This window comes from Humibacillus xanthopallidus (assembly GCF_044793955.1).
GTDB classification, from domain to species: domain Bacteria; phylum Actinomycetota; class Actinomycetes; order Actinomycetales; family Dermatophilaceae; genus Humibacillus; species Humibacillus xanthopallidus_C.
Genome location: NZ_CP084995.1, coordinates 1,600,347 through 1,620,693 on the forward strand (window position 1 = coordinate 1,600,347; position 20,347 = coordinate 1,620,693).

Genomic DNA, 20,347 nt, shown 5'->3' on the forward strand with positions numbered 1-20,347 from the left:
GGTGTCGGTGTTCCAGAAGGCGCTCGACAGGCTCAAGACCACCCGCGCGTGGTCGGCGTGGCAGCGCTACGGGAGCGCCAACGGTGACCTGCTGGCCGCGGGGGTGGCCTACTTCGCGTTCTTCTCGATCTTCCCGGCGCTCGCGCTCGCCTTCGCGATCTTCGGCTTCGTGCTGCAGGACCGCCCTGACCTGATCGCCACCATCGCGGACTCGCTCAACCAGGCGCTGCCGGGCATGGTCAAGACGGCTGACAACCCGGACGGCATCATCAGCATCTCCGCCCCCGCGAGCCTCACCCTCACGGTCACCGGGATCATCGCCTTCATCACGCTGCTGCTGGCCGGGCTCGGCTGGGTCGGCTCGCTCCGCACCGGCATCCGCACGGTCTTCGGGCTCAAGGCCTCTGATGGCAATGCCGTGACGACGAAGCTGCGCGACCTCGGGGTGCTCACGGTCCTCGGGGTGCTCATCGCCGTGTCCGCGATCCTCACGAGTGCGATCGGTGGGCTCGCCGGCACCATCGCCGACTGGGTGGGTCTGCCGGGCGGAGCCGTGCTGGTGGCCGCGGTCGGCCTGCTCGCGGGCATCCTCTTCGACACGCTCATCATGGTCGTGCTGCTCCGGCTGCTGACCGGGGCACCCCTGCCCTGGCGCAACGTCCGTCAGGGCGCCCTCCTCGGCGGTGCGGTCATCGCCGTCCTCAAGCTCTTCGGCGGCTTCCTCATCAGTCACGCCACGGGCAACCCGCTGCTGAGCGCTGTGGCCATCCCGGTGGGTCTCCTCTTCTGGCTCAACGTCATGTCGCGCGTCGTGCTGCTCGCGAGCTCGTGGGCCGCCGACGACGTCGACCTCGCCACGCTTTCGGACGAGGCCCGCCGCACCGCGCTGGCAACGACCGCCCGCCCACCGTTCCTCGCGCCGCTGCCAGCCACGGCCGACCTGTCGAGGCTGCCGTATGCCGCTGTCACACCGGTGGCACGGCCCCTGGCGGACGTGGCGGCCTCCGGGAGTGAGGCCGGCCAGCAGGTGTCCGGTGCGGCGTCCGGCGAGCGACGTGCCTCCCGCGCGGTCGATCGGGTCAGCATCGCGGCAGGAGCCGTCGTCGGTGCTGCCGGTGCGGGTGTCGCCGCAGCCCTGCGTCGTCGCCGCGGCTGACGTGCCCTCCGGCTAGGTCGACGGATCGCTCACTCCTCCGCGACGCCGACGATGGCGGATCACCAGGCCAGCGGCGGCCGCCGTCAACAGGGCGCCGGCCAGGCTGACGACGATCAACGAGGTCGGGTCGCCGTCCGCGGTGGCCGTCGCGCGTGACGCTGTCAGTGGTGCCGGGGTGCCGGTCGCAGGAGTGGGCGGGCCGGTGCTGGCGGTGGTGCCCGGCGGCGGTGTCGTCGTCGCGGGAGCGTCAGGGTCGGGCAGGCTCGTGAGCGACGGCTGGGGCGTCGGCGGCTCGGCCTCCCCGGGCGCGACGAGCGTGCCGACCGGTGTGACCCGGTCGGCGTTGGCGAAGCCCCAGTCGAGCAGGGCGGCCGTGGGCTTCCAGGAGCCGGTGATGCTGCCCATCTGGGTCACGACGAGGGTGCGTCCGCCGCGCGTGGCCGCTCCGATGAAGGTGTGCTGCGCACGGTCGGTGCGGCCCGGCTTGATGCCGATGCTGCCGGGGTAGTGACGCAGCAGCTCGTTGATGTTGTAGATGTGGAACGGCTTCCACACCTTGCCCTTCTCGTCCTTGCCGCCGGGGAAGATCGCATCGCGCTTGACGGCCGCGGCCCTGAAGGCGGGCAGCTGCATGGCCTCCCGGGCGATGAGCGCGAGGTCGTAGGCACTGGAGCGCTGGTTGCCGTCGTCGAGTCCGCTCGGGTCGACGACGACGGTGTCGTGGGCACCGAGGTCGCGAGCGGTCTCGTTCATCAGTGCGACGGTCCTGTCATAGCCGCCGGCAGCGTCGGCCAGAGCGTAGACGGCGTCGTTGGCCGAGAACATCATCATCGCGTCGACGAGGTTGCCGACGGAGTAGCGGTTGCCGGCCAGGATGCCCACCCGCGAGCCAGAAGCCGCCTGCGCGTCCTCGCTCGCGACGACGACCGTGCGCGGGTCGAGCCGCGGCATCAACGTCAACGCGGTGAGCGCTTTGAGCGTGCTGGCCGGGCGGAGCCAGGCGTGGGGGGACTTGGCCGCGAGGACCTCGCCGGAGTCGAGGTCGGCGATGACGTAGGAGACGTCATAGACCTCCGGAGGCGGCGAGCCTCCCTGCCCCACATCGGCGATGACGCCGGTGCGCCCGAGCTGCTCACCACCCACGACGGATTCGGCGCGCCACGAGGGATGCTCGAACGGCGCGGGTGGCGCGTTTCGGCACACCACGCGAGGTGTCGCCGGCTTCGTTGGCCTCACGGGCGTCGTGGACCGCGCTGCAGGCGGTCGAGTCGCCGTCGCAGCAGCGGTGGGCGCCCGGGTGGGTGCACTCGTCGGCGCCGTCGTCGTCGGCGTCGTCGTCGGGGCGGCAGGAGCAGGCGCGGGAGGAAGGACCCGCGGCGTCAGGGTGACTCCGGGCGGCACGGTCGTGCTGGTCTGCCACGGCTGGCAGGCGGCAGCAGCGGCCGGACCGTTGCCGACCACGACGGCACGGGGGACGGGCCCGTGAGCCGGCGGGACGGCATACGCCGTCGTGATGCCGGCGAGGAACGGCAGCAGCGCGACGGTCACCCCCACAGCGTGCACGGGCAGGCTGCGGCGTCGATGAGGGAGATCGCGCGACATTGCCGGGTCAGACTAACAAGCCGGCACCGGGCGTCACCTACACTCGCCGTGGAAGATCCGGGGGCTGGCGCGACGGTCTCGGCTCCGCCTCGTCAGCACCGACTGCTCCGTGGAAGGGGCCACCGCATGGTCACGGTCCGCTCCCTGGTCCGCCGGGTGGTGAGGCGCGGGCCGCGCACAGTGGTGTTGCTCCAGGAATGGGCTGGCTTCGGCAACCAGCTCTACTACTTGCTCCACGTGTACAGGCGACAGCGTGCGGGCGAGAACATCAAGGCTGTCCGCAGCCGCGCGAGCGAGCCGTGGATGGCGCACTTCGCGCACATGCGGGACCAGCTGACGATCGCTCCTGAGGAGTTCCACTGGTCTGACCGCATCGACCCCACGGACTGGGACAGCCTCGGAAGATTCGGGGTCGACTACTCCCGCGAGGAGCTCCAGTCCTTCTTGACGACGTTCATCCTCCCGTCCCTGGCCCGGCCTGAGGCAGAGAGTGTGACGCCTTCACTCACCGTGAACGTGAGGCGCGGGGACTATTACTGGAACCCGCCGGTCAGAGGTAAGTTCAGCATTGATCAGCCGCACTACCTCTCAGTGGCTCTGGAACGGTACACATCCATTCGTCCGCACCCAGAGCACATTCTTGTTGTCTCGGATGACCAGGACTGGTGTGAGGCGCGGCTTGGTTTTCTGGAGGGCTACACGCACAACCTGCGGTTTGCGCGCGACAGTGCAGGACCGCTCGACGACTTCACCCTCGTCTGCCGCTCCCAGGACCTCATCATCACCAATTCGACTTTCTCGATGTGGGCGGCGCACGTGAGCTCGCTGCTCAACGACGGCACGTCGCTCGTGATCGCGCCGGCGTTCATCACCAGGCCTCACCGTGGTCGCTGCGAGCAGCTCGACCCACGCTGGAGCATCATCGAGGACCTCCCGGGAGGCTGGGACTCCTGAGCCTCCGCCGACGACGAACCCGCCCCGGCGAGGCCGGGGCGGGCTGTCAGCGAGGCCGTGGTGGCGGCGACCCGAGAGTCACTGGCCGTGCGCGAGGGCGTGGCGCAGGTCCTTGTTGAGCTGGTTGATGACGTCGAGCGGGATCTCCTTGGGGCAGGCGGCAGAGCACTCGCCGATGTTGGTGCAGCCGCCGAAGCCCTCGTCGTCGTGCTGGGTGAGCATGTTGACGACGCGGGCGTCCCGCTCCGGCTGGCCCTGCGGCAGCTCACCGAGGTGGGTGATCTTGGCGCCGAGGAAGAGCATGCCGGAGGCGTTGGGGCAGGCCGCCACGCAGGCGCCGCAGCCGATGCAGGCGGCAGCCATGAAGGAGCGGTCCGCCTTCGGCTTGGGCACCGGCACCGAGTGCGCCTCGGGCGCCGATCCCGTGTTGGCGCTGATGAAGCCGCCCGCCTGGATGATGCGGTCGAACGAGGTCCGGTCGACGACGAGGTCCTTGATGACCGGGAAGGCGTCGGCACGCCACGGCTCGATGGTGATCTCGTCACCGTCGGAGAAGGTGCGCATGTGCAGCTGGCAGGTCGTCGTGACCTCGGGGCCGTGGGCCTTGCCCGAGATCATGAGTCCGCACATGCCGCAGATGCCCTCGCGGCAGTCGGAGTCGAAGGCGATCGGCTCCTCGCCGCGGGCGTTGAGCTGCTCGTTGAGCACGTCGAGCATCTCGAGGAACGACATGTCCTCGGAGATGTCGGTGACCGGGTAGGTCACCATCTCGCCCTTGGCCTTGGGGCCGGACTGGCGCCAGATCTTGAGAGTGAGGTTCATCGGGGTCCTCGCAGGGTGTCGGGGTGAGGCGCGAACGGAGCTCGGTGCTGGGTGATCGTCACTTGTAGCTCCGCTGCTTCATCTCGACGAACTCGTAGACCAGGTCTTCCTTGTGCAGGGTGGGTGCGCCGTCACGGCCGCCCCACTCCCACGCGGCGACGTAGGCGTACTCGTCGTCGTGGCGCAGGGCCTCGCCGTCCTCGGTCTGGCTCTCGGCGCGGAAGTGGCCGCCGCACGACTCGCGCCGGTGCAGGGCGTCGACGCACATGAGCTCGCCGAGCTCGAGGAAGTCGGCCACCCGGCCGGCCTTCTCGAGGCTCTGGTTGAGGGTGTCGGCGGCCCCGAGGACCCTGACGTTGCGCCAGAACTCGTCGCGCAGGCCGCGGATGAGGTCGATGGCCTTGAGCAGCCCCTCCTCGGACCGCTCCATGCCGCAGTACTCCCACATGATGTTGCCGAGCTCCTTGTGGAAGGAGTCGACCGAGCGGTCGCCGTTGATCGACAGGAACTTCTGCACGCGGGCATCGACCGAGGCGCGCGCCTCGACGACCGCCTCGTGGGACTCCTCGAGCTTGTCGAACGGACCCTTGGAGAGGTAGTCGCGAATGGTGTTGGGGAGCACGAAGTAGCCGTCGGCCAGGCCCTGCATGAGCGCGCTCGCGCCGAGGCGGTTGGCGCCGTGGTCGGAGAAGTTCGCCTCGCCCGTCACGAAGAGACCGGGGATCGTCGACTGGAGGTCGTAGTCGACCCACAGGCCGCCCATCGTGTAGTGCACCGCGGGGTAGATGCGCATCGGCACCTCGTAGGGGTTCTCACCCGTGATCCGCTGGTACATGTCGAGCAGGTTGCCGTACTTCTCGGCGACGGTCTCGGCGCTCATCCGCTTGAGGGCGTCGGTGAAGTCGAGGTAGACGCCGCGCCGGAAGTCCCCGACCTTGGGGCCGACTCCGCGGCCCTCGTCGCAGACGTTCTTGGCCTGGCGGCTGGCGATGTCACGCGGCACGAGGTTGCCGAAGGAGGGGTAGATCCGCTCGAGGTAGTAGTCGCGGTCCTCCTCGGGGATGTCGCGGGGGTCCTTCTCGCAGTCGGCGGCGTTCTTGGGCACCCAGATGCGGCCGTCGTTGCGCAGCGACTCGGACATCAGGGTCAGCTTGCTCTGGTGCTCGCCGGCGACGGGGATGCAGGTCGGGTGGATCTGCGTGTAGCAGGGGTTGGCGAAGTGCGCCCCCTTGCGGTGCGCGCGCCAGGACGCGGTGACGTTGCTGCCCATCGCGTTGGTCGAGAGGAAGAAGACGTTGCCGTAGCCACCGGAGGCGAGCACGACCGCGTCGGCGAGGTGCGTCTCGATCTCACCGGTGACGAGGTCGCGGGCGATGATGCCGCGCGCCTTCCCGTCGACGACGACGATCTCGAGCATCTCGTGCCGGCTGAACATCTCGACCGTGCCGGCGGCGATCTGGCGCTCGAGGGCCTGGTAGGCACCGATGAGCAGCTGCTGGCCGGTCTGGCCGCGGGCGTAGAAGGTGCGAGAGACCTGCACTCCGCCGAAGGACCGGTTGTCGAGCAGCCCGCCGTACTCCCGCGCGAAGGGCACGCCCTGCGCGACGCACTGGTCGATGATGTTGGCGCTGACCTCGGCCAGGCGGTAGACGTTGGACTCGCGCGAGCGGTAGTCGCCGCCCTTGACGGTGTCGTAGAAGAGGCGGAACGTCGAGTCGCCGTCCTCCTTGTAGTTCTTGGCCGCGTTGATGCCGCCCTGGGCGGCGATCGAGTGGGCGCGGCGCGGGGAGTCCTGGTAGCAGAAGGACTTGACCCGGTAGCCGGCCTCGCCGAGCGTCGCGGCCGCGGCGCCACCGGCGAGGCCGGTGCCGACGATGATGACGGAGAGCTTGCGGCGGTTGGCCGGGTTGACGAGCGCGGCCTCGAACTTGCGGGTGTTCCAGCGCTCGGCGATGGGGCCGCGGGGCGCCTTGGTGTCGACGATCGGCTCTCCCTCGCGGTAGATGCCGTGCACGAGCGGCGCCTCGGCGCCGTCGAACTCGGACTCGGTGTCGGGCGCGTCGGTGGCCGGTGCCTCGGGTGCGATGGTGTCGGTGTGCAGGTCGGTCATGCGGTTCAGCCCTTCACGATTCCGAAGAGGATGGCGAGCGGCGGCAGCGCGAAGCCGACCGCCGTGACGAGCGCGATGACGGAGGCCACCGTCTTGGCCGTGCGGCGCGACCGCGCGGAGGAGGTCCAGCCGAGCGTCTGGGAGGCGCTCCACACGCCGTGCCACAGGTGCATGCCGAGGGCCGCGAGCGCGAGGAGGTAGATCACGACTACCCACCACACCTGGAAGCTCGAGATGACCAGCCGGCCGGCGCTGTCACCGGCGGCGACGGAGCCGACGTTGAACTTCACGATCGTGAACTGCAGCAGGTGCCAGACGAGGAAGAGCAGCAGGGCCACGCCGCCCCAGCGCATCATCCGCGACTTCACCGTCGCCTTGGCCGCCTCCTTGGCGACGTAGCGCGTCGTGCGCGCACCGCGGGCCCGGCTCCACAGGTAGAAGGCCGACCACGCGTGCGCGACGAGTGCGGCGATGAGCAGCGCCCGGAAGAGCCAGAGGAACCCGCCGTAGGGCAGGATCGGCGTCAGCAGCGTGCGCAGGTGCAGCGCGTAGTCGTCGAAGGCCTCGACGCCCGCGAAGATCTTGAGGTTGCCGTACATGTGCACGACGACGTAGAAGACGAAGAGCGCGCCCGACAGTGCCATGAGCAGCTTCATGAACACGGTGGTGCGACGCGCCGACGCGGGTCGGGGTTTTCCCGTCACTGGGAGGGTGTTGGTGGCCACAGCCGCACCCTATCGCCGCGTTTGCGCGAGCCCCATGTCGTACCCCCCGGTAGCCCGCGCACTGTGACAATCTCAACAAGAACCCTCGACAAGCGCCCGCCACGAGCAGGTATGCCGTCCGGCGCCGTCGCGGACGGTCCGTAGGGTGAGGCGCATGGTCACTTCCCAGCCGGTCTCCGGCGTCACGGCCGCGCTCGACTGGGTGATGGACAAGTCTTTGGTGCTCGGCTACACCAAGGTCGGACCGGCGGTCCGGCGGGCCTGGTGGCCAGACGATCCCGAGCCCGGGGCCCTGACCGGTCGCCACGTGCTCGTCACCGGTGCCACGGGTGGGCTCGGGCTGGCCACGGCAGGCGGCGTCGCCCGGCTCGGCGCCGTCGTCCACCTCACGGGCCGCGACGCATCCCGCCTCGACCGCGCTCGCGCGACGCTGCTCGCCCAGCAGCCGGGTGCGACCGTGGAGACACACGTGTCCGACGTCAGCGACCTCGCCGCGACGGCGGACTTCGCCCGCGACCTCGCGGCCCGGGTGCCCCGGCTGCACGCCGTCGTCCACAACGCCGGGGTCATGCCGCCGCGGCGCACGACGACGCCCGAGGGCCACGAGCTCGCCCTCGCGACCCACGTCCTCGGCCCCCACGTGCTCACCTTCGGGCTGCGCGAGTCGCTCGCCGGCGGCCGCGTCGTGCTCGTCACCTCCGGCGGCGCCTACGCGCAGCGCCTGGAGGTCGACGACCCGGAGTTCACGCAGGGCACCTACTCGGGCACGGCGGCATACGCCCGCACCAAGCGGATGCAGCTCGTGCTGACGCGGCTGTGGGCTCGCGAGCTGTCCGGCGACGACGTCAGTGTCTCCTCGATGCATCCCGGCTGGGCCGACACGCCCGGGGTCACGGACTCACTGCCCGGCTTCGCGAGGGTCACCGGCCCGCTGCTGCGCGACGCCGAGCAGGGCGCCGACACCGCGGTGTGGCTCACGGCGACGGGTGACGCTATCGGCACGGGAGGCTTCTGGCACGACCGCCGTCGCCGCGCGGCGCACTATGCGCCCGTGCGGGTCGAGACCCCGGGTGAGATCGAGCGCTTCTGGGCCTTCGTGTGCGAGAGCACGGGAGTGCCCGCGCCGACCGGCTGACGCGGCCACGCGGCATACCTGCTGGGTGGGCCTCGTGCGTCAGGGGCGCAGCCAGCAGGTCCAGCGCACGATGCGCAGGTAGCCGAGCCGCTCGTAGACGGGCTGGCCGTCGTCGCTCGCGATGAGCACGGCGCCCTGGCCGGGCCACGACGTCGTCGCCGCCCAGGTCAGCGCTGCTCCGGCCCCCTTGCCGCGGGCCGAGGCGAGCACCGCGACGTTCTCGACGACGGTGACACCCGCAGCGGAGTGCGCGGCCGACGTCGCGACGGGCACGCCGTCGTCGTAGCCGACGAAGACCCGTGTCGGGCCGGCGACGACGTCGGCGCGGTAGAAGTCACCGGGCGGCAGGTCGGCCATGTCCGGCATCGGATAGCCCTCGACGAGCACCCGCTCGGCGTCCTGCAGCTCCTGCGGCGTCGTGGCCTCGCGCACGTCGAGCGTCGTCGTCGGCGGTGCCGTCACGGTGGAGGTGGGGCGGAGCATGAGCGGCGGGTGACCGACGAGTCCCAGCCCGTGGGCCGTGAGGTCGGGCGTCGGGAAGGGGCTGATGACGATGGCCGAGACACCCACGGGGTATGCCGCCGAGATCGCGTCGACGGTGGCAGCCCAGTCGCGCGGCGGGCTGGTGACGATCGCCCAGTTGAGCAGTGCCGAGGCTCCGCCGCCGCTGCCGGCGCACCAGCCGGCGCCCCGGGCGAAGTCGCCGCGGGCCGCGGTGGTCAGCGCCTCGGCCCACGAGATGTGGGCCTGTACGGCCTGGCGCACGATCGAGTCCGCGGGGTCGAGGTCGTCCTCCCAGCCGGTGGTGAGGTGTTCGCCCTCCTCGGGCAGCAGCGAGGTCATGCATCAACTGTGGCGCTGCCTCGCGCGGCATGGTCCGGATTCGCGAGATCGCGCCCCAAGGGACGCGCGCGCCGCCGAGGTCCCGCCTCAGCGCGCCGGTGTCGAGCCGGGCGCGACGTAGAGCCCGTCCTTGATGCACACCTGTGAGCGCGAGGTCGGCACGCACGTGTAGCCCGAGCTGATGAGCCGGCGCACCTCAGCCACGTAGGCGTTCCAGTCGGGGCGGTCGACCTCGTCGCGGATGTTCTGGTCGACGATCAGCGCGTCGGCCGTGGAGAGGCAGGCGAAGATCTGGTCGAAGACGGCCTTGCCCTCGAACGAGTAGTGGTGGAAGCGCGGACAGACCAGGTCGAGGGAGCCCAGCCCGACAGCATGTGCTCCGTCGTCGTTGGCCCCGGCCCGGGCGTAGGTGCGGACCTCGGGCTGCTGGGCGAGCACCGCGCTCTCGACCGACTCCCGGCCGAGCGCCGCCACCCTGCCCGGCGCTTCGCGGGCCGACTCGAGGTAGTAGTAGGGGTGCAGCGTCCCGCCGGTGATGAACGCAGCGAGAACGACGACCCCGACGGCGCGCCAGGGTGCGGTGGCAGCCAGACCGCCACCGGAAGTCAGGCGCTCGACCCCGCCCTGGGTCAGCCTCCGCGCCACGAGCACGAGGGCGAGGCAGCCCGCGACATAGAGGGACTGGCTGTGATGGGCCCAGGGGGCGCTGGCGCCGATGACGAGGATCGCGGCGAGGAGCGTGGCTGCTGTGAGGTCCCAACCGAGGGCAGGAGTCACCAGCGGAGGCTCGTCGTGGTCCTCGAGCCGGCTGGCGCGCGCGGTGGCGCCACCGCGACGCCCCACCGCGACGAGGACGAGCAGCACGGCGGAGATCGTGATGAGCCCACCGCCACGCCCGTCCTCGGGGATGGCATTGAGCAGGTGGCCGACGAAGCTCCCGTATCGCGACTCCGAGAGCGTGCCCTCGGCGTACTGCACGTTGGACGCCAGGATCGCGACGAGCCCGTCGAGCTCCCCTCGCACCCACAGGACGCCGAGCCCGACGGCGGCGACGACCAACGAGCTCAGCGCTGCCCACGCGACACCGAGCCACGTGCGGCGGTGCCAGGCCGCCGTGAGGATCGCCGCAACGGCGATCGGCACCATGATCTCCTTGCTGAGCACGAGCGCCCCCGTGAGAAGGCCGGCGACGACCCAGCGCCCCCGCACGGCCAGGGCCGCGACGGCCAGACACAGGGCGACCCCCGGCAGGTGCGTCATCCCCGGGCCATAGGCGTTGCCCGTGACGACGATCGGCACGCCGGCGAAGGCCGCGACGAGACCGATGCGGGTGCCGACCCCCGCGGACGCTGCGACCGCACGCACGGCGAGGCAGGCGATGAGCACCCAGCCGATCTCGAGGGCGATGTCGGCATACGGTGACACGAAGCGGCCGAGGGCGAGCTCGGCGTAGTAGAGCGGGCCCTTGTTGTCGATCGCATCGACGTAGAGGCGGTCGCCGGCGAGCAGCCGCTCAGCCATCGAGATGTAGCTTCCGTGGTCGCCGAAGAGGCTCGGCACCATGCGGGGCAGGGTGACGAGCCAGACCAGGGCGATGGCTGTGGCGGAGGCCAGGGCGCCGGCCCCCCGGCGCGGTCCCTCAGCAGAGGTGCTGTGAGGCGGGGTTCGTCCTGCCGTCGTCGATGCGGTCGCGGGGGAGGCGATCGCAGGCTCGGTCTCTCGCGTCGTCATGTCAGCTCGAGTCGGCCCTGGGCCGTCAGCGCCTCGACGATCTGCTTGACCTCCTGGGCCCGCTCCGGCGTCGTGATGAGCAGGGCGTCCTGGGTGTCGACGACCACCAGGTCATCGACCCCGATGAGCGCCACGAGCCGCCCGCCGGTGGCGACGGTGGCGGTCGAGTCGATGCTGATGACGTCGTCCGCGGGGCCGATGATCTTGACGCCGGGGACCGTCCCGGAGACCTGCACGAGGTCGGTGAGCGACCTGAAGTCGCCGATGTCGTCCCACCCCATGGCAGCGGGCACGACAGAGACCCGGCCCGAGCGGGCCGCCGGCTCGGCGACCGCGTGGTCGATGGCGATCTTGCGCAGGCTCGGCCACAGGTCACGCATGCGCGACTCGTCACCGGCGATGGTGCGCAGGGCACTGGTCATCTCGGGGTGCTCCTCGGCGAGCATCTCGAGCAGGGTCGTGGCGCCGACGACGAACATGCCTGCGTTCCAACGGTATTCACCACTGGCGACGTAGCTCTTCGCCGTCTCCGAGTCGGGCTTCTCGACGAAGTCGGCGACGCGCCGAGCCGTCGGGGCTCCCTCGACGGAGAGCGCCTCGCCGAGACGGATGTAGCCGAAGCCCGTGGCGGGGCGGGTCGGCTCGATGCCGATCGTCACGAGGTCTCCGCGTCGGGCGAGCACGACGGCCTCCTCGATGGCACGCCGGAAGGCCGAGACGTCAGTGACGACGTGGTCGGCGGCGAACGACCCGAGCACCGCCTCGGGGTCGCGCCGCTCGAGGAGCGCTGCGGCCAGGCCGATGGCCGGCATGGAGTCACGCGGGGTGGGCTCGGCCACGACGGAGTCGCGCGGGAGCATCGGCAGCTGCCCCCGCACGGCCTCGAGGTGGGCAGCGCCGGTGACGACGAGGATGCGGTCGCGGGCGAGCGGTTCGAGCCGGTCGTAGGTCGCGCGCAGCAGCGTCTGCCCCGACCCGGTCAGGTCGTGCAGGAACTTGGGGTAGTCCCTGCGAGACAGGGGCCACAGGCGCGTGCCCGACCCGCCGGCCGGGATGACCGCCCAGAACCCATCGATGCCCGTCATGGGCAGAGGGTAGCGACATCCGCACCCGACGCCGCGCGGTCAGCCGTCTGCCGCCGCGTCGAGGTGGGTATGCCGCGTGGCCCGGTCGCGGTGGTCCCGCGCCTCACGGGGTGTCGGCATGACGTCAGGATCGGCGGCGGGCGGGGTGCCCGCGCGCACGAAGTGCTCTCTCGATCGCGCGAAGTGCCCGCGCGCACGAAGTGCCCGCGCGCACGAAGTGCTCTCTCGATCGGTGAAGTGCCGCGCGCATGAAATGCTCTCTCGATCGCGCGAAGTGCTCTCTCGATCGGGGGAGGGTGGGGTCAGGCGATGTCGCGGCGGGTCAGCCCGGCGAGCCCGACCGCGGCGATGGCGGCGCCGACGGCGACGAGACCGAGCAGGGGAGCGGCCTCGAGGCTGCCGCCCGGCAGCTGGGAGAGGTGGTCGAAGGGGGAGATCGCGGTGATCCACGAGGGCAGGCCCATGAGCACCCCGAACTCGCCGAGCACGAGGAAGCCGATGAGCACCGCCCACGCGAGCCCGGTCAGGCGCGGCACGAGTCCGACGAGCAGCACCGCGACAGCGACGCAGACCCAGACCGCGGGGAGCGTGGCGAGGGCCGCCCCGAGCATCCGCCCGGCGGAGCCACCCACGTCACCGGTGCGCTGCCCGTCGATGGCGCCGGCGACGAGGCCCGCCACGGCGAGCACGAAGGTGGTCGCGGCGAGCGCGCCGAGCAGGTGGGACAGCGCCCACCGGAGCCGGGTCGCCGGGGTGGCGAGCACGGCCTCGAGGCGGCCGGTGGTCTCCTCCGTCCGCATCCGGGTGGTCAGGGCGATGCCGAGGGCGGCGGCGCCGATCGCCGCGAAGCGCAGCTCGGTGGCGAAGAAGGTGTCGGTGATCGATCCGGCCCCGCCGCCGAGCTTGCGGAGCATGTCGGCGATCTCCGGCGAGTCGAGGAAGGACTGCACGCTCCCCCCCAGTGACCCCACGACCGCGCCGAGCACGACGAAGCCGATGGTCCAGCCGATGAGGGTGCCGCGGGCCAGGCGACGCGTGAGGCCGCCGACCGTGCGGAGGGATCCGCGCGCCGGGCCGGGCCGGCTCGGCAGGACGCCGGCCCCGAGGTCGCGACGCTCGAGGAGGGCGAAGGCGATCAGGACGAGGCCGGCATACGCGAGCAGGCCGACCAGGAGGATCCACGTGCGGTTGGCGCCGTAGGGCTGGACCATCTCGCCCCAGCCGAGGGGGGAGAGCCAGGTGAGGAACCGGACGGGACTGTCGTCACCGGCGGCGTCGCCGAGGGCGCGGAGCATGTAGGCAACAGCCAGGGCTCCGAGGGCGAAACCCGCTGTGCCACGGGCGCTTTCGGTGAGCTGCGCGGCCACCGCGGTGACGCCGACCCAGGTCAGCCCCATCACCGTCCAGGACACCCCCAGGGCCACCGAGCCGCTGGCGTCGAGCCCCACGGCGATCGCACCGAGAGCCGTGAGCACCACCGTGCCGAGCACTGCTGCGGTGGCGAGCAGCACGGCGGCCGCGAGGGGAGCGCGGCGACCGACGACACCGCTGCCGAGCAGCTCGAGGCGGCCCTCCTCCTCCTCGGTGCGGGTGTGCCGTCGCACGACGACGTAGGCGAGCATGCAGAGGAAGACCCCGCCCATCAGCACGGTCTTGAAGGTCGCCAGGGCGTCGATGGTGGCACTCGCGACCGGACCGTAGATCGCGACGAGCGCCGGGTTGTCGAGGGTCTCGCGCAGGGCACCGCCCGCCATCGACGTGTCGGGGTAGAGGTCGAAGGTCGCCTGGGCCGATGCCGCGACCACTGCCGCGAGGGTCAGGGCGCTGACCGGGATGAGCACGCGGTCGCGGCGCGCCGCGAGCCGCAGCAGGCGGGAGGTGCCGGTGAGCCCGGTGACGCCGGCGGTGGTCCGCTGCCGGCCGCGCGGCGCGCTCAGCGTGCTCGGGGCCGTCATGGCGTCGCCGCCGGCACGCGGTACTGCTCCATGAAGAGCTCCTCGAGCGTGGGCGGGGCGCTCGTCAGGCTGCGGATGCCGAGGGTCCCGAGGTGCTGGAGCACCGCTCCCAGATGGCCGCTCTCCACCGCGCAGGTCACGTGGGTGCCGGAGACGACGGCGCTGCTCACCCCGGCGAGGGCGGCGACCTCCGCCTGGGACGCGGGGTGCTCGAGGGTGGCCTCGATCGTCGTGTGCGAGAGGTGGCGCAGCTGGGCGAGCGTGCCCGACTCGACGTTGCGCCCGTCACGGATGATGCTGACCCGGTCGCACACCGACTCGACCTCGCTGAGGATGTGGCTCGAGAGCAGCACCGTGCCGCCCCCCGCCCGGAACTCACGCACCGCGTCCTTGAAGACGGCCTCCATGAGCGGGTCGAGACCCGAGGTCGGCTCGTCGAGCAGGAGCAGCTCGACGTCGGCGGCGAGCGCGGCCACGAGGGCGACCTTCTGGCGGTTGCCCTTGGAGTAGGAGCGGCCCTTCTTCGTCGGGTCCAGGGCGAAGCGCTCGATCATCTCGGCGCGGCGCTGCTCGTGGAGGCCGCCGCGCAGGTTGCCGAGCAGGTCGATCACCTCGCCGCCCGTGAGGTTGGGCCAGAGGGCGACGTCGCCGGGCACGTAGGCGAGCCGGCGGTGCAGATCCTCGACCTCGTGCCAGGGGTCACCCCCCAGCAGGGTGGCGCTGCCGCCGTCGGAGCGCATCAGCCCCAGCAGGATGCGCAGGGTCGTCGACTTGCCCGACCCGTTGGGCCCGAGGAAGCCGTGGATCTCCCCGGTCTGCACCTCGAGGTCGAGCCCGTCGAGGGCGACAGTGCGGCCGAACGTCTTGCGCAGGTCATGGACCTGGATCGCCGAGGTCATGCTCTCGACGATACACAGGATTCACGTTTAACTGAATACAATGACGGAAGTCCCAGCACGTCACGACCCACGAGACCCGGGAGGTGCGGTGGCCGCACGACCACCCGTCCGCGACGAGCGGGCGGTCGCCGCCTACGTCGAGCGCTTCGGCGACTCGCTCACCGACGCCGGTATGCCGCGGCTCGCCTCACGCGTCTTCGCGCGCCTGCTCGCCGACGACGACGGCCGCATGACCGCCGCCGAGCTGACCGAGGCCCTCGAGGTCAGTCCCGCGGCGATCTCCGGCGCGGTGGGCTACCTCACCCAGACGTACCTCATCGGCAAGGAGCGCGAGCGAGGCTCCCGGCGCGACGTCTACGTCGTGCAGAGCGACGCCTGGCACGGGGCGATGCTGAGCCGCGACCGCGTGCTCGCCCAGATCGAGACGAGCCTGCGCTCCGGCGTCCCCGCGGTGGGTGGCACCTCGGCCGCGGCCGGCCGGCGGCTCCAGCTCTCGGTCGAGTTCCTCGCCTTCCTCTCCGAGCGGATGGGCGAGATCGAGCAGGAGTGGCAAGGCCGCAAGGCGGAGATCACCCGGGACTGGCCGGCCGACCACTGACGCGCGGCCCCTCGAGAGGCTGCGTGCCGCCGGGACCGGGCCGGACGGCATACCCCCGTGGTGACGTGACATGGGCAACGATCGGTCTCGCCGGGGCTGCGGGCGACCACCCCGCCGATACGCTCGGCCCCATGGCTGACAGCACTGGTGCGCGCTCCGAGTCCGACCTGCCGATCGAGGCCGTCTACGACGCGTCGGCCCTCGCGGACTTCCACGCCGACAGCAAGCTCGGTGCCCCCGGCCGTTACCCCTTCACCCGGGGCGTCTACCCGTCGATGTACACCGGGCGCCCGTGGACGATGCGGCAGTACGCCGGCTTCGGCACCGCCAAGGAGAGCAACGAGCGCTACCACCAGCTCGTCAAGGCCGGTACCGGAGGCCTCTCCGTCGCCTTCGACCTGCCGACCCAGATGGGCTACGACTCCGACGAGGCCATCGCGCACGGTGAGGTCGGCAAGGTCGGCGTGGCCATCGACAGTCTCGACGACATGCGCACGCTCTTCGACGGGCTGCCGCTCGACACGATCTCGACGTCGATGACGATCAACGCGCCCGGCTCGACCCTGTTGCTGCTCTACCAGCTCGTGGCCGAGGAGCAGGGCGTCCCGGGCGACAAGCTCACCGGCACGATCCAGAACGACGTGCTCAAGGAGTACATCGCGCGCGGCACCTACATCTATCCGCCCCGCGAGTCGCTGCGCCTCATCTCCGACATCTTCGCCTACTGCCACCGGGAGATGCCGCGCTGGAACACCATCTCCATCTCCGGCTACCACATGGCCGAGGCCGGGGCGACGCCCGTGCAGGAGATCGCCTTCACCATCGCCAACGCCATCGAGTACGTCCGGGCCGCTGAGGCCGCCGGGCTGCACGTGGACGACTTCGCGCCGCGCCTCTCCTTCTTCTTCGTCGCGCGCACGACCCTGCTCGAGGAGGTCGCGAAGTTCCGCGCCGCGCGCCGCATCTGGGCCAAGATCATGAAGGAGCAGTTCGGTGCCCAGAACCCCAAGTCGATGATGCTGCGCTTCCACACCCAGACTGCCGGCGTGCAGCTGACGGCGCAGCAGCCCGAGGTCAACCTCGTGCGCGTCGCGCTGCAGGGGCTCGGCGCGGTGCTCGGCGGCACGCAGTCGTTGCACACCAACTCCTTCGACGAGGCCATCGCCCTGCCGACCGAGAAGGCGGCACGCCTCGCGCTGCGCACGCAGCAGGTCATCGCCTACGAGACCGACGTGACCAAGACCGTCGACCCGTTCGCCGGCTCCTACGTCGTCGAGTCGATGACCGACGACATCGAGGAGGCAGCGCTCGCGCTCATCCAGCGCGTCGAGGACCTCGGAGGGGCCGTCGCCGCCATCGAGCAGGGTTTCCAGAAGTCGGAGATCGAGCGGTCGGCCTATCGCGTGCAGCTCGAGATCGACTCGGCCGAGCGCACTGTCGTCGGTGTCAACCGCTTCACCCTCGACCAGGAGGAGCGCTACGAGCCGCTGCGCGTCGACCCGACCATCGAGGCCGACCAGCGCGCCCGGCTCGAGGCCCTGCGCGCCGAGCGCGACGACGCCGCGGTCACGGCCGCACTCGCGAAGCTGAAGGACGCCGCTCGCGGCACCGACAACCTGCTCTACCCGATGAAGGAGGCGCTCGCCGCCCGCGCCACCGGCGGTGAGGTCGCGCATGCGCTGCGGGAGGTGTGGGGCGTCTACCAGCCCCGCGAGACCTTCTGAGCCGGCCGGCATACCTGAGCCGTATGCCGGGTGCCCGGCTCGGCGGACCGCCACCACTGGCGAGATGGCCCGTTCTCACACGGGGCTACACCGTCACCACAGCGCTCGTGGCGGTCCGTCTGCGCGTGGCAACGACCTGGCGCAGGGCCGTGACGACGTAGTCCGGCTCGAACATCACCTCGTCCCACGTGAACCGGATGACCACCCACCCGCGTGCGCCCAGACCGGTGTAGCGCCGGCAGTCGCGCTTGAGCGCCGCTCGCGTGCCGTGGTTCTCGAAACCCTCTGCCTCGATGACGATGCGAAGGGCTGCGTCCGCGAGATCGACCTTCGCGTAGAACGTCCGATCACCAATGACGTGCTGCGTCACGACTCTCAATCCCTCGACGTGGAGGCACAGGGCGCGCAGCACCGACTCGAACGGGTTGGCCGCCTTGCGATCGGCACGCTCGAGGACCCTCGCGACCCGCAGACGCAGCCGTCGGGGCAGCCGAGCGGCGGCCGCCATGATGGTGATGGGTGACAGGCCGTCGCGCCAGGCGGAGTCGGCAACGGCGAGAGCCTCGTCGAAGGGCAGGTCGAGGCAGCAGTCGATGACAGTGCGCTCGCGGCTCGTCACCCAGCCGTCGACCACCTCTGTCGTCTCGAGGTCGCGCCAGTGCCGCTGCACCCCGGTGCGCGCGGCGGCACGGAGCTTGCGCCCGCGCGGCAGTGTGATGTGCGGCAGGTCCGGCTCGTGCTTGACCTGCCACCCCCAGTGCAGCGCTGCCGTCGTGTGCGACGCCGTTGCGCTCGCACCGAGCGCGACGGAGCGGGCCGCGGCCACGCTGGGCAACGCATACCGGCCGCGCGTGACGCGGATGAGCGCACCCGAGGTCAGCGCGAACGAGATGCTGCGGCGCGAAACGGATCTCCTCAGCTCGCGCCACGTGCAGGTCCCCCCGTGCTGTGCGAGCAGCGTGGCCAAGCCCATCACGCAAGCGTGCCCGCGAGGCTGCTGCCACCGATCTGGTCATCCACAGGCACACGGACCGCCACGAACGCCGCCGTGGAGCGCGCGCGAGCGTGGGCCCCGGCGCTCGACGGAGGTCGTGGCGGTCAGTGTGCCCATGCGCGACGAAATGGTGTGCCGGGTGGTCCGAGGGGTATGCCGGTCAGCGGGGGCGGGCGCCCACGCGGGCTGCCGCTGCGCTGCCGGCCGTGACCCCGGACGCCAGGGCCTCGGCGGGAGGCTGACCCGCGAGCCAGGCCGCCAGCAGGCCGGCGTTGAAGGCGTCACCACAGCCGGTCGCGTCGACGTTGGCGACGTGCGGAGCCTCGGCCGAGACGTCGACGTCGTCCGCGACCCACCGCGCCCCAGCCGCACCGAAGGTGGCGACGACCTGCCGGGTGTGGCGCAGGATCGCCTCGAGGCCACCGAGGGTCGCGACCTCGTTCTCGTTGGGCAGCAGCAGGTCGACACCGTCGACCCACGACAGGAAGGTGTCGACGCCCTCGCGCACGATGAGCGCGGGCGACTGAGGGTCGACCGAGGTCGTCCAGCCGAGCGCGCGCGCCTGCCGCAGCGCCTCGAGCCCCGCCGCGCGCGATCCGGCGTCGAAGAGCACGTAGCCCGACAGGTGCAGGTGGGGGACCGGCTCGGCGGGCAGCCCCAGAGACCCCAGGTCGACGTCGGCCACGGAGAAGGCCTTGTTGGCGCCACGGTCGGGAAACATCGTCCGGTCGCCGTGGGCGTCGAGCAGGATGACGACCATGCAGGTCGGCAGCGTCTCGTCGACTCCGAAGGCGCAGCGCACCCCTTCGGCCTCGAGCTCGCTGCGGCAGGTCGTGCCGGCGGCGTCATGCCCCACCCGCGCGAGCAGGGTCACGTCGGCTCCGGCGGCGGCGAGCCACGACGCGGAGTTGCCGCCGGCGCCACCGGCGACGAGGGCCACGGCCGACGGGGTGTCGGAGTGCCAGTGGATCTCCCCGCGGGGCCGCGTGATGACGTCGAGCCCGACATCACCGACGACGACGACCGGGCGTCCGGTCACGACCCGAGACCGGCCGTGCCGGCCGCCGCGGACTGGGCCACGATCTCGGCGGCCACCTCACCGGCCAGCCGTGCGTTCGACAGCACGAGCTCGACGTTGGCGCGCAGCGACTCACCACCTGAGTTGTCGTGGAAGTACTCGAGCAGCCGGGGTGTCACGTCCTTGCCGTGCACGCCCTCGCGCTCGAGCACGGCCAGGCCCTCGGTGACCAGCCGGTCGTGCAGCCCCCGCTCGACCTGCCGGTCGGCGGGCAGCGGGTTGGCGAGCACGACACCCGCGGCGTCGGTGGGCAGCTGGTCACGTGCGACGACGACGGCCGCAGCCTCCGCGGCCGACTCGACCCGCCACGGGACCTCGTGCCCGGAGTCGGAGAGGTAGAAGCCGGGGAACGCGCTCGTCCGGTAGCCGAGCACCGGCACCGACAGCGTCTCGAGATACTCCAGCGTCCCCGGCACGTCGAGGATCGACTTCACACCGGCGCACACGACGAGCACGGGCGTCGAGGCGATCACCCCGAGGTCGGCCGACACGTCGAAGGTCGCCGACGCGCCCCGGTGCACGCCGCCGAGTCCGCCGGTGGCGAAGACGCGGATGCCGGCGAGGTGCGCGACGGCCGACGTCGAGGCGACGGTCGTCGCGCCGTTGAGCCCGAGCGCGATGGCGACGCCGAGGTCGCGCATCGAGAGCTTGGCGATGTCGGGGGCGGTGCAGACCTGCTCGAGCTCGGCCGGGCCGAGGCCGACGTGCACGACTCCGCCGAGCACCGCGATCGTGGCCGGCACCGCGCCCCCCGCGCGCACGGCGTCCTCGATCTGACCGGCGATCTCGATGTTGTCGGGGTGCGGCAGCCCGTGGGCGAGGATCGTGCTCTCGAGGGCGACGACGCCGCGCCCCTCCGCCAGGGCCGCTGCCACCTCCTCCTGCACGACGACGGGGGTCGACGGGGGCACGGGGGAGGTCATGCTCGACATGGCA

General features: G+C 71.5%; 17 protein-coding genes. 5 read left to right on the forward strand and 12 right to left on the reverse strand.

Going from position 1 to position 20,347, the window contains the following annotated elements:
• Nucleotide 1 precedes the first annotated feature (1 nt).
• Nucleotides 2-1,156, forward strand: a complete 1,155-nt coding sequence (locus LG278_RS07150) for a YihY/virulence factor BrkB family protein (RefSeq protein ID WP_404392341.1) — start codon at nt 2-4, stop codon at nt 1,154-1,156.
• A gap of 12 nt (nt 1,157-1,168) precedes the next feature.
• On the opposite strand, the gene LG278_RS07155 is transcribed toward LG278_RS07150, so the two are convergent.
• Complete coding sequence (locus LG278_RS07155; protein ID WP_404392343.1) at nt 1,169-2,704, reverse strand: D-alanyl-D-alanine carboxypeptidase family protein; 1,536 nt, start codon at nt 2,702-2,704, stop codon at nt 1,169-1,171.
• 180 nt (nt 2,705-2,884) lie between these two features.
• Here LG278_RS07155 and LG278_RS07160 point away from each other — a divergent pair, with 180 nt between their 5' ends.
• On the forward strand, nt 2,885-3,712 hold the full coding sequence (locus LG278_RS07160; protein WP_404392345.1) for an alpha-1,2-fucosyltransferase: 828 nt from the start codon (nt 2,885-2,887) through the stop codon (nt 3,710-3,712).
• 78 nt (nt 3,713-3,790) lie between these two features.
• Here the strand turns inward: LG278_RS07160 and LG278_RS07165 are convergent, their stop codons facing one another.
• The 3 genes from LG278_RS07165 to LG278_RS07175 are packed head-to-tail and all read right to left on the reverse strand — an operon-like array spanning nt 3,791 to nt 7,306.
• Nucleotides 3,791-4,534 carry a succinate dehydrogenase/fumarate reductase iron-sulfur subunit gene (locus tag LG278_RS07165; protein ID WP_404392347.1) on the reverse strand — a complete coding sequence of 248 codons (744 nt, stop codon included), beginning with the start codon at nt 4,532-4,534 and terminating at the stop codon, nt 3,791-3,793.
• Nucleotides 4,535-4,592: 58 nt separating this feature from the next.
• A complete protein-coding gene (locus LG278_RS07170) occupies nt 4,593-6,644 on the reverse strand; it encodes a fumarate reductase/succinate dehydrogenase flavoprotein subunit (RefSeq protein ID WP_404392349.1) in 2,052 nt (683 codons plus the stop codon).
• Nucleotides 6,645-6,649: 5 nt separating this feature from the next.
• A complete protein-coding gene (locus LG278_RS07175) occupies nt 6,650-7,306 on the reverse strand; it encodes a succinate dehydrogenase cytochrome b subunit (protein ID WP_404393563.1) in 657 nt (218 codons plus the stop codon).
• A gap of 217 nt (nt 7,307-7,523) precedes the next feature.
• Between LG278_RS07175 and LG278_RS07180 the strand changes: the two genes are divergently transcribed.
• A complete protein-coding gene (locus LG278_RS07180) occupies nt 7,524-8,504 on the forward strand; it encodes an SDR family NAD(P)-dependent oxidoreductase (protein WP_404392351.1) in 981 nt (326 codons plus the stop codon).
• A gap of 39 nt (nt 8,505-8,543) precedes the next feature.
• On the opposite strand, the gene LG278_RS07185 is transcribed toward LG278_RS07180, so the two are convergent.
• From LG278_RS07185 to LG278_RS07205, 5 genes are all read right to left on the reverse strand, one after another.
• Nucleotides 8,544-9,347 carry a GNAT family N-acetyltransferase gene (locus LG278_RS07185; protein ID WP_404392353.1) on the reverse strand — a complete coding sequence of 268 codons (804 nt, stop codon included), beginning with the start codon at nt 9,345-9,347 and terminating at the stop codon, nt 8,544-8,546.
• Nucleotides 9,348-9,434: 87 nt separating this feature from the next.
• Entirely contained in the window at nt 9,435-10,910 is a 1,476-nt protein-coding gene (locus LG278_RS07190; protein WP_404392355.1) for a hypothetical protein, read from the reverse strand.
• Between the two features lie 164 nt (nt 10,911-11,074).
• Complete coding sequence (locus LG278_RS07195) at nt 11,075-12,163, reverse strand: mannose-1-phosphate guanylyltransferase (RefSeq protein WP_404392357.1); 1,089 nt, start codon at nt 12,161-12,163, stop codon at nt 11,075-11,077.
• Between the two features lie 302 nt (nt 12,164-12,465).
• Nucleotides 12,466-14,118 carry an ABC transporter permease gene (locus LG278_RS07200; protein WP_404392359.1) on the reverse strand — a complete coding sequence of 551 codons (1,653 nt, stop codon included), beginning with the start codon at nt 14,116-14,118 and terminating at the stop codon, nt 12,466-12,468.
• On the reverse strand, nt 14,115-15,017 hold the full coding sequence (locus tag LG278_RS07205; RefSeq protein ID WP_404392361.1) for an ATP-binding cassette domain-containing protein: 903 nt from the start codon (nt 15,015-15,017) through the stop codon (nt 14,115-14,117). The genes LG278_RS07200 and LG278_RS07205 overlap by 4 nt, the downstream gene beginning before the upstream one ends.
• An 88-nt stretch (nt 15,018-15,105) precedes the next feature.
• Here LG278_RS07205 and LG278_RS07210 point away from each other — a divergent pair, with 88 nt between their 5' ends.
• Together LG278_RS07210 and LG278_RS07215 are read left to right on the forward strand one after the other, a co-directional pair.
• The gene (locus LG278_RS07210) at nt 15,106-15,615 is read left to right on the forward strand and encodes a GbsR/MarR family transcriptional regulator (protein WP_404392363.1); all 510 of its coding nucleotides are present in this window, start codon (nt 15,106-15,108) and stop codon (nt 15,613-15,615) included.
• 131 nt (nt 15,616-15,746) lie between these two features.
• Complete coding sequence (locus tag LG278_RS07215) at nt 15,747-17,339, forward strand: methylmalonyl-CoA mutase (protein ID WP_404392365.1); 1,593 nt, start codon at nt 15,747-15,749, stop codon at nt 17,337-17,339.
• Between the two features lie 85 nt (nt 17,340-17,424).
• Here the strand turns inward: LG278_RS07215 and LG278_RS07220 are convergent, their stop codons facing one another.
• From LG278_RS07220 to LG278_RS07230, 3 genes are all read right to left on the reverse strand, one after another.
• A complete protein-coding gene (locus LG278_RS07220; protein ID WP_404392367.1) occupies nt 17,425-18,312 on the reverse strand; it encodes a DUF559 domain-containing protein in 888 nt (295 codons plus the stop codon).
• A gap of 181 nt (nt 18,313-18,493) precedes the next feature.
• Nucleotides 18,494-19,372: a carbohydrate kinase family protein gene (locus LG278_RS07225; protein ID WP_404392369.1), complete on the reverse strand. Its 879-nt coding sequence runs from the start codon at nt 19,370-19,372 to the stop codon at nt 18,494-18,496.
• The gene (locus LG278_RS07230; RefSeq protein ID WP_404392371.1) at nt 19,369-20,343 is read right to left on the reverse strand and encodes a pseudouridine-5'-phosphate glycosidase; all 975 of its coding nucleotides are present in this window, start codon (nt 20,341-20,343) and stop codon (nt 19,369-19,371) included. Before LG278_RS07230 ends, LG278_RS07225 begins: the two co-directional genes overlap by 4 nt.
• Nucleotides 20,344-20,347: the final 4 nt, after the last annotated feature.

Bases quoted from the DNA above. Each gene is read 5' to 3' on its own strand.
- LG278_RS07160 (WP_404392345.1), top strand. From the start codon at position 2,885: ATGGTCACGGTCCGCTCCCTGGTCCGCCGGGTGGTGAGGCGCGGGCCG.
- LG278_RS07180 (WP_404392351.1), top strand. From the start codon at position 7,524: ATGGTCACTTCCCAGCCGGTCTCCGGCGTCACGGCCGCGCTCGACTGG.
- LG278_RS07205 (WP_404392361.1), bottom strand. From the start codon at position 15,017: ATGACCTCGGCGATCCAGGTCCATGACCTGCGCAAGACGTTCGGCCGC.
- LG278_RS07195 (WP_404392357.1), bottom strand. From the start codon at position 12,163: ATGACGGGCATCGATGGGTTCTGGGCGGTCATCCCGGCCGGCGGGTCG.
- LG278_RS07170 (WP_404392349.1), bottom strand. From the start codon at position 6,644: ATGACCGACCTGCACACCGACACCATCGCACCCGAGGCACCGGCCACC.
- LG278_RS07220 (WP_404392367.1), bottom strand. From the start codon at position 18,312: ATGGGCTTGGCCACGCTGCTCGCACAGCACGGGGGGACCTGCACGTGG.
- LG278_RS07200 (WP_404392359.1), bottom strand. From the start codon at position 14,118: ATGACGGCCCCGAGCACGCTGAGCGCGCCGCGCGGCCGGCAGCGGACC.
- LG278_RS07190 (WP_404392355.1), bottom strand. From the start codon at position 10,910: ATGGTGCCGAGCCTCTTCGGCGACCACGGAAGCTACATCTCGATGGCT.
- LG278_RS07185 (WP_404392353.1), bottom strand. From the start codon at position 9,347: ATGACCTCGCTGCTGCCCGAGGAGGGCGAACACCTCACCACCGGCTGG.
- LG278_RS07215 (WP_404392365.1), top strand. From the start codon at position 15,747: ATGGCTGACAGCACTGGTGCGCGCTCCGAGTCCGACCTGCCGATCGAG.
- LG278_RS07230 (WP_404392371.1), bottom strand. From the start codon at position 20,343: ATGTCGAGCATGACCTCCCCCGTGCCCCCGTCGACCCCCGTCGTCGTG.
- LG278_RS07165 (WP_404392347.1), bottom strand. From the start codon at position 4,534: ATGAACCTCACTCTCAAGATCTGGCGCCAGTCCGGCCCCAAGGCCAAG.